This window comes from Lactobacillus acidophilus (genome assembly GCF_034298135.1).
In the GTDB taxonomy this organism is placed as follows: domain Bacteria; phylum Bacillota; class Bacilli; order Lactobacillales; family Lactobacillaceae; genus Lactobacillus; species Lactobacillus acidophilus.
Genome location: NZ_CP139575.1, coordinates 987,094 through 999,612 on the forward strand (window position 1 = coordinate 987,094; position 12,519 = coordinate 999,612).

General features: G+C 33.5%; 13 protein-coding genes. 1 reads left to right on the top strand and 12 read right to left on the bottom strand.

The features are described from left to right. Nucleotides 1-4: 4 nt before the first annotated feature. The 4 genes from tuf to rpsO form a co-directional block, all read right to left on the bottom strand. Nucleotides 5-1,195 carry an elongation factor Tu gene (gene tuf / locus SO785_RS04440; RefSeq protein ID WP_003546862.1) on the bottom strand — a complete coding sequence of 397 codons (1,191 nt, stop codon included), beginning with the start codon at nt 1,193-1,195 and terminating at the stop codon, nt 5-7. Between the two features lie 189 nt (nt 1,196-1,384). Further along, nucleotides 1,385-2,218, bottom strand: coding sequence for a hypothetical protein (locus SO785_RS04445; RefSeq protein ID WP_011254267.1), 834 nt, complete (start codon nt 2,216-2,218; stop codon nt 1,385-1,387). A gap of 2 nt (nt 2,219-2,220) precedes the next feature. After that, on the bottom strand, nt 2,221-3,978 hold the full coding sequence (locus SO785_RS04450) for a ribonuclease J (protein ID WP_003546860.1): 1,758 nt from the start codon (nt 3,976-3,978) through the stop codon (nt 2,221-2,223). Nucleotides 3,979-4,119: 141 nt separating this feature from the next. Beyond that, nucleotides 4,120-4,389: a 30S ribosomal protein S15 gene (gene rpsO / locus SO785_RS04455; RefSeq protein ID WP_003546859.1), complete on the bottom strand. Its 270-nt coding sequence runs from the start codon at nt 4,387-4,389 to the stop codon at nt 4,120-4,122. Nucleotides 4,390-4,589: 200 nt separating this feature from the next. Between rpsO and rpsT the strand changes: the two genes are divergently transcribed. Then, nucleotides 4,590-4,847 (top strand): 30S ribosomal protein S20, encoded by a 258-nt coding sequence (rpsT, locus tag SO785_RS04460; RefSeq protein WP_003546858.1) that lies wholly within the window; start codon nt 4,590-4,592, stop codon nt 4,845-4,847. Nucleotides 4,848-4,907: 60 nt separating this feature from the next. On the opposite strand, the gene holA is transcribed toward rpsT, so the two are convergent. Genes holA through SO785_RS04500 form a run of 8 tightly spaced genes read right to left on the bottom strand, consistent with a single transcriptional unit; the run spans nt 4,908 to nt 12,481 of the window. Continuing rightward, a complete protein-coding gene (holA, locus tag SO785_RS04465) occupies nt 4,908-5,897 on the bottom strand; it encodes a DNA polymerase III subunit delta (protein ID WP_003546856.1) in 990 nt (329 codons plus the stop codon). Then, nucleotides 5,894-8,182 (bottom strand): DNA internalization-related competence protein ComEC/Rec2, encoded by a 2,289-nt coding sequence (locus SO785_RS04470; protein WP_003546854.1) that lies wholly within the window; start codon nt 8,180-8,182, stop codon nt 5,894-5,896. The genes holA and SO785_RS04470 overlap by 4 nt, the downstream gene beginning before the upstream one ends. Then, nucleotides 8,151-8,834 (bottom strand): helix-hairpin-helix domain-containing protein, encoded by a 684-nt coding sequence (locus SO785_RS04475; protein WP_003546852.1) that lies wholly within the window; start codon nt 8,832-8,834, stop codon nt 8,151-8,153. Before SO785_RS04475 ends, SO785_RS04470 begins: the two co-directional genes overlap by 32 nt. 55 nt (nt 8,835-8,889) lie before the next feature. Beyond that, a complete protein-coding gene (locus SO785_RS04480) occupies nt 8,890-9,930 on the bottom strand; it encodes a SepM family pheromone-processing serine protease (protein WP_003546849.1) in 1,041 nt (346 codons plus the stop codon). Continuing rightward, nucleotides 9,923-10,408, bottom strand: coding sequence for a pantetheine-phosphate adenylyltransferase (gene coaD / locus SO785_RS04485; protein ID WP_003546847.1), 486 nt, complete (start codon nt 10,406-10,408; stop codon nt 9,923-9,925). Before coaD ends, SO785_RS04480 begins: the two co-directional genes overlap by 8 nt. Continuing rightward, entirely contained in the window at nt 10,408-10,959 is a 552-nt protein-coding gene (rsmD, locus tag SO785_RS04490) for a 16S rRNA (guanine(966)-N(2))-methyltransferase RsmD (protein ID WP_003546846.1), read from the bottom strand. Before rsmD ends, coaD begins: the two co-directional genes overlap by 1 nt. Next, on the bottom strand, nt 10,956-11,300 hold the full coding sequence (locus SO785_RS04495; protein WP_003546844.1) for a YlbG family protein: 345 nt from the start codon (nt 11,298-11,300) through the stop codon (nt 10,956-10,958). The genes rsmD and SO785_RS04495 overlap by 4 nt, the downstream gene beginning before the upstream one ends. After that, nucleotides 11,297-12,481 carry an FtsW/RodA/SpoVE family cell cycle protein gene (locus SO785_RS04500; RefSeq protein ID WP_011254265.1) on the bottom strand — a complete coding sequence of 395 codons (1,185 nt, stop codon included), beginning with the start codon at nt 12,479-12,481 and terminating at the stop codon, nt 11,297-11,299. Before SO785_RS04500 ends, SO785_RS04495 begins: the two co-directional genes overlap by 4 nt. Nucleotides 12,482-12,519 lie beyond the last annotated feature (38 nt).

Genomic DNA, 12,519 nt, shown 5'->3' on the forward strand with positions numbered 1-12,519 from the left:
GAAATTAGTCAAGGATTTCAGTAACTTGACCGGCACCAACGGTACGACCACCTTCACGGATGGTGAACTTAGTACCCTTTTCGATGGCAGCTGGCTTGATCAAAGTAACAGTGAATTCAGTGTTATCACCAGGCATAACCATTTCAGTACCTTCTGGCAATTCAATTTCACCAGTAATATCAGTGGTGTGGAAGTAGAATTGTGGACGGTAGTCTGAGAAGAATGGAGTGTGACGACCACCTTCGTCCTTCTTCAAAACATAAACTTGTGCCTTAAACTTCTTATGAGTTTGGATTGAGCCGGGTGCAGCCAATACTTGACCACGAACAACTTGATCACGGTCAACACCACGAAGCAATACACCAACGTTATCGCCGGCTTCACCTAAGTCCAAAGTCTTGTGGAACATTTCCAAACCAGTAACAACTGACTTAAGAACTTTATCTACCAAACCAACGATTTCAACTTCGTCACCGACCTTAACAGTACCACGGTCGATACGACCTGAAGCAACAGTACCACGACCAGTGATAGTGAATACGTCTTCAACTGGCATCAAGAATGGCTTGTCAGTTTGACGTTCTGGAGTTGGGATGTATTCATCAACAATGTCCATCAACTTCATGATTTGGTCTTGAGCTTCCTTGTCACCTTGTAAAGCCTTTAATGCTGAACCACGAACAACTGGAATATCATCACCAGGGTAATCGTATTCAGTCAACAAGTCACGAACTTCCATTTCAACCAAGTCGATCAATTCTGGGTCGTCAACTAAATCGCACTTGTTCAAGAATACTACGATGTAGTTAACACCAACTTGACGAGCAAGCAAAATGTGTTCACGAGTTTGTGGCATAGGACCATCAGTTGCAGCAACAACTAAGATAGCACCATCCATTTGAGCCGCACCGGTAATCATGTTCTTGATGTAGTCGGCGTGGCCTGGAGCGTCCATGTGAGCGTAGTGACGATTTTCAGTTTCGTATTCTACGTGGGCGGTGTTAATAGTGATACCACGTTCCTTTTCTTCAGGTGCAGCATCGATTTGTGAGTAATCTTCAGCCTTAGCTAATCCCTTTTCAGCTAAAACAGTAGTAATAGCCGCAGTTAAAGTGGTCTTACCGTGGTCAACGTGACCGATAGTACCAATGTTTACGTGTGGCTTAGTTCTAACGTAATGTTCTTTTTCTGCCATTAAAATGACCCTCCTGTAAATTTGCAAGAAGTCCGTTGAGATAAGTTAACGGATAATTCTCTGTTGAATATTGTACTACTTTCTTCGGCAAATGCCTAGTAAAAAAGATTAAGCGATATGCCTAACGAAAATATCCTTTGCTAATTATACTAAATAGTTCGAAAATGTAAACCTTTTTTGCTTATTATTTTAATTTGGTAGGTTTTGATATACATCCTCAAACAATTTATGATGATTTCTGCCATTTTTTTGTTGCAAATAGGATACCAAATCACTAGCAAAACTATCTGGTTCATCAATATATTTATTTATTTTGGGATATAAACTCCCAACAACTAAATTAACTTCTCCAATCATCAAAGGTAATTGACTGGGATTATGAGAAAAACGTGCCCCAATAGCTGAAATTATTTCTCGATATTTAGCATTTTTTTCTAACAATGAAACATTTGCTGGAATAAAACTTTCCATGTTTCCTGCTACCCATACTTTAAACTCATCAGTCAATCCCAATCTAACTAAATCTTCGCAAATTGATAAACGAACGGCAAAATCAATTGTAGGATCTAACAAAAGACTTTGAGCAAATGACTTAAAATTAATTAAATTTAATTTGTGCAATCTAGCATAGTCAAATTGATTTATCTGTTTTTTCTGTTTAAAGTTTTGCATGATTTTTTGTTGTGCTTGTTCGGAGACAGGTTTAACTTCAAGCAGCAAATCTATCTGTCCTAAATTTTTTAATTGTAGCGCTTCTATAAAATAATTATTCTTTTCTAGAATTTTGCAATACATTTCAAAAATTTGCTGATTTGAAAAAAGATCAGGCTCTTCCTTTATTAAAGCATATGCCTGATCTTCTTGGTTGTTAGCGCAATATAACTCGCACAGCTGCAAAATAACTTCAAGTGAGTATTCACCACGTAGTGCTTCTTCTAGGTTCTGAATAGCTGCTTCCAAATTACCATTACGCTTATTTTCTTCAGCAAGTTTCAATAAATTTTTTTGACTCACTGATGTCATTTTTACTTTTCCTTATTATTTGATTTTTTCGTTGATTTATTAGAGACGCTCTGTGTCTTTTCATTGCGCTTCTGCATTGCACGATGACGATTTTGATTTACTTCCATCACTACCGGTAAAATCACAGGACGACGGTTAGTTTTTTTATACAGAAATTTTTCTAAGTCACTGCGAATATCCTGCTTTAACTCTGTCCAATCAAATTTTTTATGTTCAAAATTATTATTAATAGCCTTTTTAATCACATCGATAGATTCGCTCATTAATTGGCGATTAGCTTTGATGTATACAAATCCACGACTGGTCACTTTAGGCTCTGCAATGATCTTTTTCTTTTTACGATCAATCGTAACAACGGCAACAAAAATTCCATCATCTGATAAAACTTCTCTATCACGTAAAACGATATTACCAACATCACCGACACCAGAACCATCAATCATAGTATCTTCGCCTGGTACAGGATCAGATAAGTAGAAACGTTTTCTCTTAAAATCATAATCCAGACAATCACCGTTTTTAGTGATGTAAATATTCTTAGGATCCATTCCTGTTTTAATAGCAAGATCACGAACAATTTCCAATAAACGGTACTCCCCAATCACAGGGATCAAGAATTTTGGTTTTAAAGTATCAATTAATAATTGAATGTCTCTACCAGTTGCGTGACCACTTGTATGGATATTTCGTCCCAATTGAATTACAGTACCGCCGGCCTTATAAACTAGATCACTGGTTTCAGCAACCATCGTTTCAACTGAATGTGATGGAGTAGTCGCAATAAATACCAAATCACCCTTTTGAATAGTAATCATGCTATGACGCTTTTGAGCCATTTTTTGCAATGAATTTAATGGCTCACCCATACGACCAGTTTCCAAAATAACGGTTTGATCATCTGGTACGGTCTTTAAATCTTTAACACGCATTAAAAGGCCTTCTGGCACATCCAAATAGCCCAATTTCATAGAAGTTCTAACAATTTTTGCTAAATCACGACCAGTTAGTAACACTCTTTTGCCCGTGGCTTTAGCTGCATTTAAAACTTCTTGAACACGATTCAAATTCGAAGCTTTAGCGGCAACAATAATTCGACCGGTTGCATTTCTGAACACATTAGTAACAAAATTACCAATATCTTGTTCAGATGCATTCGGGAAGGATGCTTCTGCATTAGATGAATCACTTAATAAAGCTAATACACCCTTTTGTTCAATTTCAGCCAAGCGATCCATATCTGTGTGGTAATTTTTAGTTGCAGTTGGATCAAACTTGAAATCACCGGTATAGACAATTTCGCCAGCTGGAGTATGCACATCAACCCCTAAAGAATCTGGAATTGAGTGTGTAGTATGGAAAAACGAAATACTTGCATTCTTAAAATCAATCTCAGTATCTGCGTCAATAACGTGGAATAAGCTGTTTTTTCGATGCTTATTTTCGCGTTGAACTTCAATTTTAGCAAGTTCAATACTTAACTGTGAACCAAATACTGGAATATCATATTTTCTTAAAATATATGGTAATGCTCCAATAGAATCTGCATGTCCATGTGTTATAAATATCCCCGCTACCCGATCTCCATATTGTTCAAAAAAATCGAGATCAGGGATTACTACATCGATACCAAATAAAGAACTATCAGGATACTTTAATCCGGCATCAAGAACAAAAATTTCATCGTTAACTTGAACGGCAAACATATCTTTCCCCTGTTCACGTACACCGCTCAAGATCATAATCTTTAGTTGATTAGCCATTATATTTCCTTTTCTATAATTTAAAATTTAATTTTTTATGGATCATAAGATCACAACGTAAAAATAATCTGTTTCAATTTTAGCATAAAGAAGGAAACAAAAAAAGCCAGCCGTCGGCTGACTCTCTTGATTTTTTTAAAATTAACGACGAAGACCTAATCTCTTGATCAATTCACGGTAACGATTAATGTCGTTCTTTTCTAAGTAACGAAGTAAATTACGACGGTGACCGATCTTCTTAAGTAAACCAACGTATGAGTGGTGGTCATGCTTGTGGCTCTTCATGTGTTCAGTCAAGTTGTTAATATCTGCAGTTAAAAGTGCAACTTGTACTTCAACAGAACCAGTATCACCTTCGTGAGTTGCATATTCTTTAATAATATTATCTTTTTCAGCTTTTGAAATTGCCATAATTAAAAATCACCTTTCAATAAATAAATTGCCATTAACAACGTTCATCGTCGGCGTGAGCAAATAAACAGCGTTAATGGTTCACAAAAATTATAATACACATTATTTTTTAAAAAAGCAAGCACAAATTACCTTGCATCCTAGATAGTTCTTAAGTATAATGTATGAAGTAAATTTCTAAATCATTGGAGGTGAATTTCATGCCACAAATTAAATCAGCTATCAAACGTGTTAAGACGCAAAATGCTACTAACAAACGCAACGCTTCTGAATTAAGCAAGTTAAGAACTGCTATTAAGAAATTTAAGAACGCTGTTGAAACTGATAGTAAAGAAGACGTCTCCAAGTTGCATTTAGAAGCTGTTCGCGCTTTGGACAAGGCTGCTTCAAAGGGCTTAATCCACAAGAACAAAGCTGCTCGTGATAAGAGTCGTTTAACTAAGTTAGCAAACAAGTAATTTTACTTATTACTAATAACAAAAAAGAGAGAAGAAATATTTCTTCTCTCTTTTTTGTTTTTAAACATTTAAAACAAAAAGTTTTAAGAAATTATCTTCATGATAATTTCCATTTTTATAATTGAATTCCAATTTAATTGCATCATCCAATAACTTTTCTAGCTTATTTATTGCTAATTTATTTTTCATAGCTAGTTTCACTCTATAAGGATGCACTCCTAACTCTTTAACAATTTGTGATTCACTACGTTGCCTTTGAGCCAATATTTTCACTACCAAAATCAACTCTAATTGATTTTCAAAAACCGCTAATAACTGAATAGGTGTTGCGCCTTCACGTAATTGATTATTTAATCGGTCAGTTGCTTCTTGATAATTTTTATTTAAAGCTGCATCTAAAATAGCGAAAATATTTTGAGCTAATGACAAATCAACATTTTGAATAACAGATTTTTCAGTAATTTTATTGTTTTCAGCAGCCATTTTAAGCTTTTGATAATTACTCAAAACTGTATCCATAACTTGATCACTGCGTTCTACCAAGATTTGTAAAGCAGATTGTGTAATTGTGTATCCTTCAGCTTTAATTATAGCTTTAGTCATAGCACCTACTTCATACGGCCTAATCTTAGGCTCAAACACATTAAATTGCTTCATAATAGTTTTAGTTAATTTCTTACGCCGATCAATTTTTTCATAAGATGCCTCAATAACTACAACATCTTCTAAATCAGCTATTTTCTCAAATATTTTTTGTAAATCATCTAATTGTTTACTAAATTTTTTAGGAACTTTAGCTGTCAAAAAAAATGGATTTTTTATCACAATTAATTTCTGCTCACTAAACAAACTTGATTCAGTTAAATCAGCAATTAACTCATCTAAACCATCGCTTTCGCAATCAACCACTATATGTTCATAGTCTTTAAATTGCTCTTCTTTAGCGTAAGAATTAACTAGATAATCGTTAAGAAAATCATCTTCTCCCCAAACCAAAGCATGCAAATTATCATTTCGATTTGTATTTTTAAATAAAGAAAGTAAGGTCATTTTTTACCCCGCTTTAAAAAGTAACTAAACTCGGGATCTTGCATCCCACCATAATACCAGCTAATCATACCACAGTCTTGAGTTGAAACCCACGGTATTTGTTGAGTTGATAATGTATGTAAAGTCTCTTGATGTGGATGTCCAAAACGATTTTTACGTCCGGCCGAAATAAATACCATCTTGGGATGAATTGCTTGTAAAAATTCCGTTTTAGACGAAGTTTTACTACCATGATGTCCCAACTTAAAATAGTCAACATTCAAATTGAATTTTTGCATAATTTGGCTTTCACCATCTTGATCTAAATCTCCCGTAAAAAGCCAATTTTTATTTGCTAGTTTGAAAAACAAACTCAGTGAATCCTCATTTTTCCCTACTCCTGAATGATCAGGATAGACCACATTAAATATAAGTTGAGGCTCCTTAACTTGCATCCCAGCTAAAAGTTCTATTAATTGGGTATGTTTAATCCTACCATTTAATCTTTTTTGAAAAGAAGAATTTTTAATTAATCCTTTTGCCATAAATAATCTTTTAACTTTTACTTGTTCAAGTAATGGACCTAAATCTCCAACATGATCTGCATCTTGATGAGATACAAATACTCCATCAATTTCATTAATTCCTTGACTTTTCAAAAAAGGAATCGTAATTCTGTTAAGTTGTGGTGTCGTCTTTTTCCCAGTAAAATTCAACTTTCCACCAGTGTCAATCATGTAGACTCTACGTGGAAAAGGTGTAGTAATTAAAATGCTGTCGCCTTGTCCAACATCAATAAAAGTCACTTGCCCACGCAATGGAAAATGTATCAAACTAAAAAAGATAGTATAAATACCTAATAATATAATCCCTAATTTTTTCGAATCTATTTTCCACTTTGGCTTTTCTTTTAATGTAATAATAAATAATCCTGTAATTATTAATAGTATTAAAGATTGCCACCATTCAATTTGACCAAAAATTACCAACCCTAACTTTGATTGAGAAAATATTCCAATTAGTTTTTCACCACCACTTAAAATATGCTCGCCCAGAAATACCAAATCTTTATTAATATGCCAGATAAAAATACCACCAAAAGTTAATGGCATCACTATCCAATTAAAATACGGCACAATAATCATATTAAATAAGACTGTTAGTAAATTTATTTGATAAAAAAATAGTAGCAATAATGGGGTTAATAATAAATTAAGTAAAATTGATTGTCGTAAGCCATTGAACTCATTAGTTATTTGTAATCCAAATGCCAATATATAGCTCAAAATAGCGCCTGTCGACATAAATAAACGAGGTACAAAGAGTAGATGAATAATACATGTCATACCTAGCAAATCAACTGATGCAATATGATAATTTTTAAATTTACAAATTTTGCCTAGAATATATGTCAAACTAGCCCTGACAAAGCCTGCTTGCCCATTACTCAAAAAAATCCCCAATGATAGAACTATACTACAAAATATAAAAGTTTCTTCATCTGTCAATTTAAATCTAAAGCATAAAGTGCTGATTATCAGCACATAAATTGCAACGTGAAGCCCAGAAATACTTAATAAATGAATTACACCTAGATCACGATAATTATTTAATACTTCTTGATTTTCTTGGGAATTATTTTCACCCAATACTAATTCACTAGCAAAAAAGCTTAATAAACGTGGCATCGTTTTAAAATATTCTTGCAGTAAAAAACGAATTTCGTATAACTTATCAAGCAAATTAACTTGCGTTATTTTTATATTACAACTAGTATATTTCAACTTTTGGCTAATCTTTTTCGCTGCATAATATTGCTGATAATTAAATTCACCTATATTAGTTGCTGGTTCAATCGGGATGCATTCTCCATTAATCTGAGTTAATTCTAGTGGACGACCTTGCTTAACCAAATTTTCTTGTTCATTTGTTAATTTTCCACTCAATAAAATTTTGCCGTGGCTATATGAGCCAATCCCTGTTAAATAATTGTCTTTAACCTGCACTTGACTTGGATAAATTACAATTTTGCTTTGCTCACTTAAAGTAAAGGGGTTTTCTTTCTGGATATTAAAAACGATAACTACCAAAAACACTAACAATAAACAGATAGCCAGCTTTAAATTAGAATTATATTTTTTCATTAATAAAAAAATAAAGTATAAGCCGAATGTTATAGCAACTAATTTTTGAATTACATCACTGCTTGCAAAGCAAAATAAAGATATTGTTACTAATAACAAGCTTTCTATTAAATAAAAACCCGCTGCATTATCAAATAGCCAATTGATCTTTGAGACTGGCAAAAGTCTTTTCCCCTATTCCTGATACTTGCATAAGATCTTCGATCTTTTGAAAAGATCCATTTTGTTCTCGATAAGCAATAATTTGTTCTGCCTTTTTTTCTCCAATACCAGTCAACTTTTGTAATTCTGTTATATTAGCAGTATTTAAATTCACCTTATCGCCACTTGCTTTATTTGAAGAATTAGCTGAATCATTATTACCTGAATTAGTATTAGGTGTGGTGACAGCACTTTCTACTTTTTCTCCTTTGTATGGAATATAAATTTTATCCTGGTCTTTCAATAAAACAGCTCGATTTATTGCCTTAACTTGTGCTCTAGAAGTAATCCCACCTGCTGCTTCTATTAATTCTTGGAGTCTAGCTCCATTTTTCAACGTATAAACCCCCTGATGCTTAATCGCACCTGAAATATCGCAAGTTATAGTTTTAGAATTACTTGACGTCGTATTACTTGTTTGAACAGTATTACTTACATTGGATGTCGAACTAGAAGACGACATACTACTCGACTGCATCATTTGCATATTTTCCACTTCAGAATTATTTTGATTTTCTTTTTTTAACCAAAATCCTCCAACAATGACGACTAGCACAATAATAGCGTAAACTTTTTTCTCAATTACAAATTCTTTTATCTTTTCCCAATCCATAAAATCACCTCTAGTATTTATTACGCAAAAAGAGCTCAGAATTTTTTCTGAGCTCTTAATTTTTATAGTGTGATTTTAAATAATTTAGTGCATCATCGAAAGTACTTACAGGTACAATTTTCATCTTAGTATGTATTTTTTTAGCAGTTCTCTTCGCTACAGCATAATTGGTTTGATTTTTAGAAACGCTAGTAGAATCAGTCGGTGCAAAAAAGACTTCTGCTCCCTCGCGACTTGCCGCTACCACTTTTTTATCTACTCCACCAATTATTCCGACTTTCCCTGTAGGAGAAATTGTACCGGTTCCCGCAATTTTATGACCATGGCTTAAATTTTGTTTAGTAAAGACCTCATAACTTTCTAATGTAAACATCAAGCCAGCTGAAGGTCCACCAATCTCACCAGCATTAATAGTTAATTCAGGTTCTGTTTTAACCGTTACATGTTCTACTAACTGAATACCTATTCCTGGTTTATCAGTACCCTTTACCTTAACAATTTTGCCGGTAAATTTCTTTTTCTCTTTACCTCTTAATACAGAAATGGTTACTTTACTATTTATTTTCTGTTTACGTAAATAAGTCATCATCTCTTCAGTCGAGTGAAACCTGTGTCCATTAGCACCTAAAACTGTATCACCAATTTGCAGCTTATTTTTAAAGCTAGAATTCTTCTGCACTTCCATTACATAGACACCTAAATATTTTAAGCTATGTTTTTTCCCTGCTTTTTTAGCTGCGTAATAAATGGCGTTCTGCTGGCTAGTCTCCATATACCAATTTTGCAATTCATTATATTGCGAACTAGTTTGTCCTCCTAGTAATTCTTTACTTGGTACTCGTTCATCATATGGTCTAGTATAACTCCACAAATACTGCAAAATAGACGCTGGCTGACTCGTTACACTAACTGTCACCAAATAAAAATTATTAGGCTTTTTATTTTTAGATCTAATGAACTGATTAACAGGTACGACTTCACCAGGAGACTCGATATAATAATTAGTTGGCCAAAAAGCAAGAACTCCAACAGCTATGATAGCAATTACTATAATTAGCCAATTACGTAAACGATGTTTTTTAACTTCATTATTCATGTCTTAGTTTCTTTCTTAATGCTTTAGCGGCCTTAATCGGCAAAAATTGACTAACATCTTCATCAAAACGAGCCAATTCTTTAATCATACTCGAAGCTACAAAGCTATTATCTGGGCTGCTAAATAAAAGCACAGTATTAATATCAGGGGCTAAACGTTTATTGATCCCCGCAATTTCTTGCTCATACAAAAAGTCCGCACTATTGCGAACACCACGTACAATTACATTAGCTTTAAGTTCATGTGCCAACTTTACAGTTAATTCTTCCGGTTTCTCCAAAACTTCAATATTAGATATATTTTTTAAAGCATCTTTGGCAAATGCAGTTCGTTCTTCTGCAGTAAATAAATATTTCTTAGAAGTATTCGTCATTGCTACCACAAAAACTTTATCAAACATTTGCGCTGCTTTTTTAGCTGTTTCAACATGCCCATTTGTGATAGGATCAAAACTCCCTGGGAAAAGTGCAATAGTCATTATTTATCCTTTCGATAAATTCTTACAATAGTTTTACCTAGATGATGATCTTTAATTAATAAAAAGCCTTCAATATTACCTAACTCTGTATGATCATCAGTTTCTGCGACAATTATTGCATTCTCATTTAAGAGACCCAAATTATTCATTTGTTGCATGTCTTTAGCAATCTTTTCTTTAGCATACGGTGGATCAAGAAAAACTAAATCAAACTTTTCTCCATTTTCAGCAAATGTCTTTAATGCAACGTTACTGCGCATATTATAAACGCTAAATTTAGCTTCTTCTTTGGTTAAAGCCACATTCTTTTTAATAATTGAACAAGCAGCACGATTTATATCTACCAAACTTGCTCTATCATATCCACGAGACACGGCTTCAATTCCCAATGCTCCACTACCGGCATATAAATCTAATACATTGCCACCATCAAAAAATTGACCTAATGAATTAAAAAGTGATTCTTTAACTTTATCACTAGTTGGACGAGTACGATTACTTTTTAACGTAAATAAATTTCTTTTAGCATATTTACCTGAAATAATTCTCATTGCATCTCTTCCCCATTATTTTCCTGTTCAAGTTGTAATTTCTTTTCAGCTTCTTTGGCCATTTCATTTATTTGACTTTCAATATATTGACTATCTAAATTCACTTTTTCTTCAGCGGAAATTTCAACATAGGTAACAAAATCTAAATGAGCAATTTGTCTCTGAATTTCTTTTGCTTCAGATCTGCTTACATAAAGAACACAATATTTCATCTTTTTAGAAAAATATACGATATCGCCATAATGCCGCAATTTATATTGATCACTAATTGATTTCAAATAAATAATTAGAGCTACACGCTTAATCAGGTGCGTACTTTCAATTTCTTTATTGACACTCATGCAATTGTTTCATCCTTTTCTTTTAACATTTTTTCATTAGCAGATACATTCAGCACTAACCCAATTGCAGCAGTTAAAACGATCATAGAAGAACCACCATACGAAATAAATGGCAGCGTAACACCAGTAATTGGTAATAGACCTAATACAGCACCGATATTAAACAATGCTTCAGTAAAAATAATTGTTGTCACGCCAAAGCAAATTAATGCATCAAATTGTGAGACGGCATTAATACCTACTTCCATAATTTGCCACATTAAATAAAATAATAGACCAACCAGTACAATCGTGAAGATAACGCCAATTTCTTCGGCTGTAATAGATAAAATAAAATCAGTATATGGTTCTGGCAAATATCCTCGTTTTTGCATACTGTTCCCTAATCCTACACCAAACAATCCTCCATTATGGATTGCATAGTAAGAATTAACTAATTGGGCTCCACCTTTTCTTTCAAGTTGAAAGGGATGTAAAAATGACATCAATCGTTGAAATTGATAACTATCCTGCAAAAATTTAGGATTCCAAAGAACTACTAAAATAAAAACTGCCCCAACTAATAGTATGATTCCGAGTAGCCAAGTTAGTGCTAACCTAACTGGTACACCAGATACGGAAAACATTACTAACGTAATCATGAATAAAATTGCGGTACCACCAAAGTCAGGCTCTACAATAACTAAACACATTAAGAAACCAGCTAGCATAGCAGGATGAGATAGATTATCTTTAATTTTTCCCCTTACTAATTTTCCGTCTCTTCGATCCAAAACATAAGCTAAATAAATTACTAAAGCCAATTTAGTAACTTCTAACGGCTGAAGATTAATGAAACCCAAGTTAATCCAACCAACAGCCCCATTAACGGCTGCTGCACTACCATGAGCAAATCTTAAAAAGACCAACCATAGCAGCATTAAAATACAGATTATTAAAAAACCAGCTACAAATTTTGGATTTTTAATAACCTTTAGCCTTAATGCAAAAAAAGGAATACCAAATCCAAAAAATGCTACAGCAGCATAGATTGCTTGACGAATTCCATAAACATCTGGCTTAAATCCATTAACTAATAAAATGTCTGAACTTGCTGAATATACCAAAATTATTCCTACAACTACTAAAATTAAGTATGGGATTAAAATTCGGTAATTAAGATATCTTAATTTTCGACGCACGAGCGTTGCCCCTTTATGTGAAATAATACTTTTTTCAT

What these genes read in the sequence shown, in the direction of transcription:
- coaD (WP_003546847.1), bottom strand. Translation starts at nt 10,408, where the DNA reads ATGACTATTGCACTTTTCCCAGGGAGTTTTGATCCTATCACAAATGGG.
- holA (WP_003546856.1), bottom strand. Translation starts at nt 5,897, where the DNA reads ATGACCTTACTTTCTTTATTTAAAAATACAAATCGAAATGATAATTTG.
- rsmD (WP_003546846.1), bottom strand. Translation starts at nt 10,959, where the DNA reads ATGAGAATTATTTCAGGTAAATATGCTAAAAGAAATTTATTTACGTTA.
- rpsO (WP_003546859.1), bottom strand. Translation starts at nt 4,389, where the DNA reads ATGGCAATTTCAAAAGCTGAAAAAGATAATATTATTAAAGAATATGCA.
- SO785_RS04495 (WP_003546844.1), bottom strand. Translation starts at nt 11,300, where the DNA reads ATGAGTGTCAATAAAGAAATTGAAAGTACGCACCTGATTAAGCGTGTA.
- SO785_RS04445 (WP_011254267.1), bottom strand. Translation starts at nt 2,218, where the DNA reads ATGACATCAGTGAGTCAAAAAAATTTATTGAAACTTGCTGAAGAAAAT.
- tuf (WP_003546862.1), bottom strand. Translation starts at nt 1,195, where the DNA reads ATGGCAGAAAAAGAACATTACGTTAGAACTAAGCCACACGTAAACATT.
- SO785_RS04450 (WP_003546860.1), bottom strand. Translation starts at nt 3,978, where the DNA reads ATGGCTAATCAACTAAAGATTATGATCTTGAGCGGTGTACGTGAACAG.
- rpsT (WP_003546858.1), top strand. Translation starts at nt 4,590, where the DNA reads ATGCCACAAATTAAATCAGCTATCAAACGTGTTAAGACGCAAAATGCT.
- SO785_RS04475 (WP_003546852.1), bottom strand. Translation starts at nt 8,834, where the DNA reads ATGGATTGGGAAAAGATAAAAGAATTTGTAATTGAGAAAAAAGTTTAC.
- SO785_RS04480 (WP_003546849.1), bottom strand. Translation starts at nt 9,930, where the DNA reads ATGAATAATGAAGTTAAAAAACATCGTTTACGTAATTGGCTAATTATA.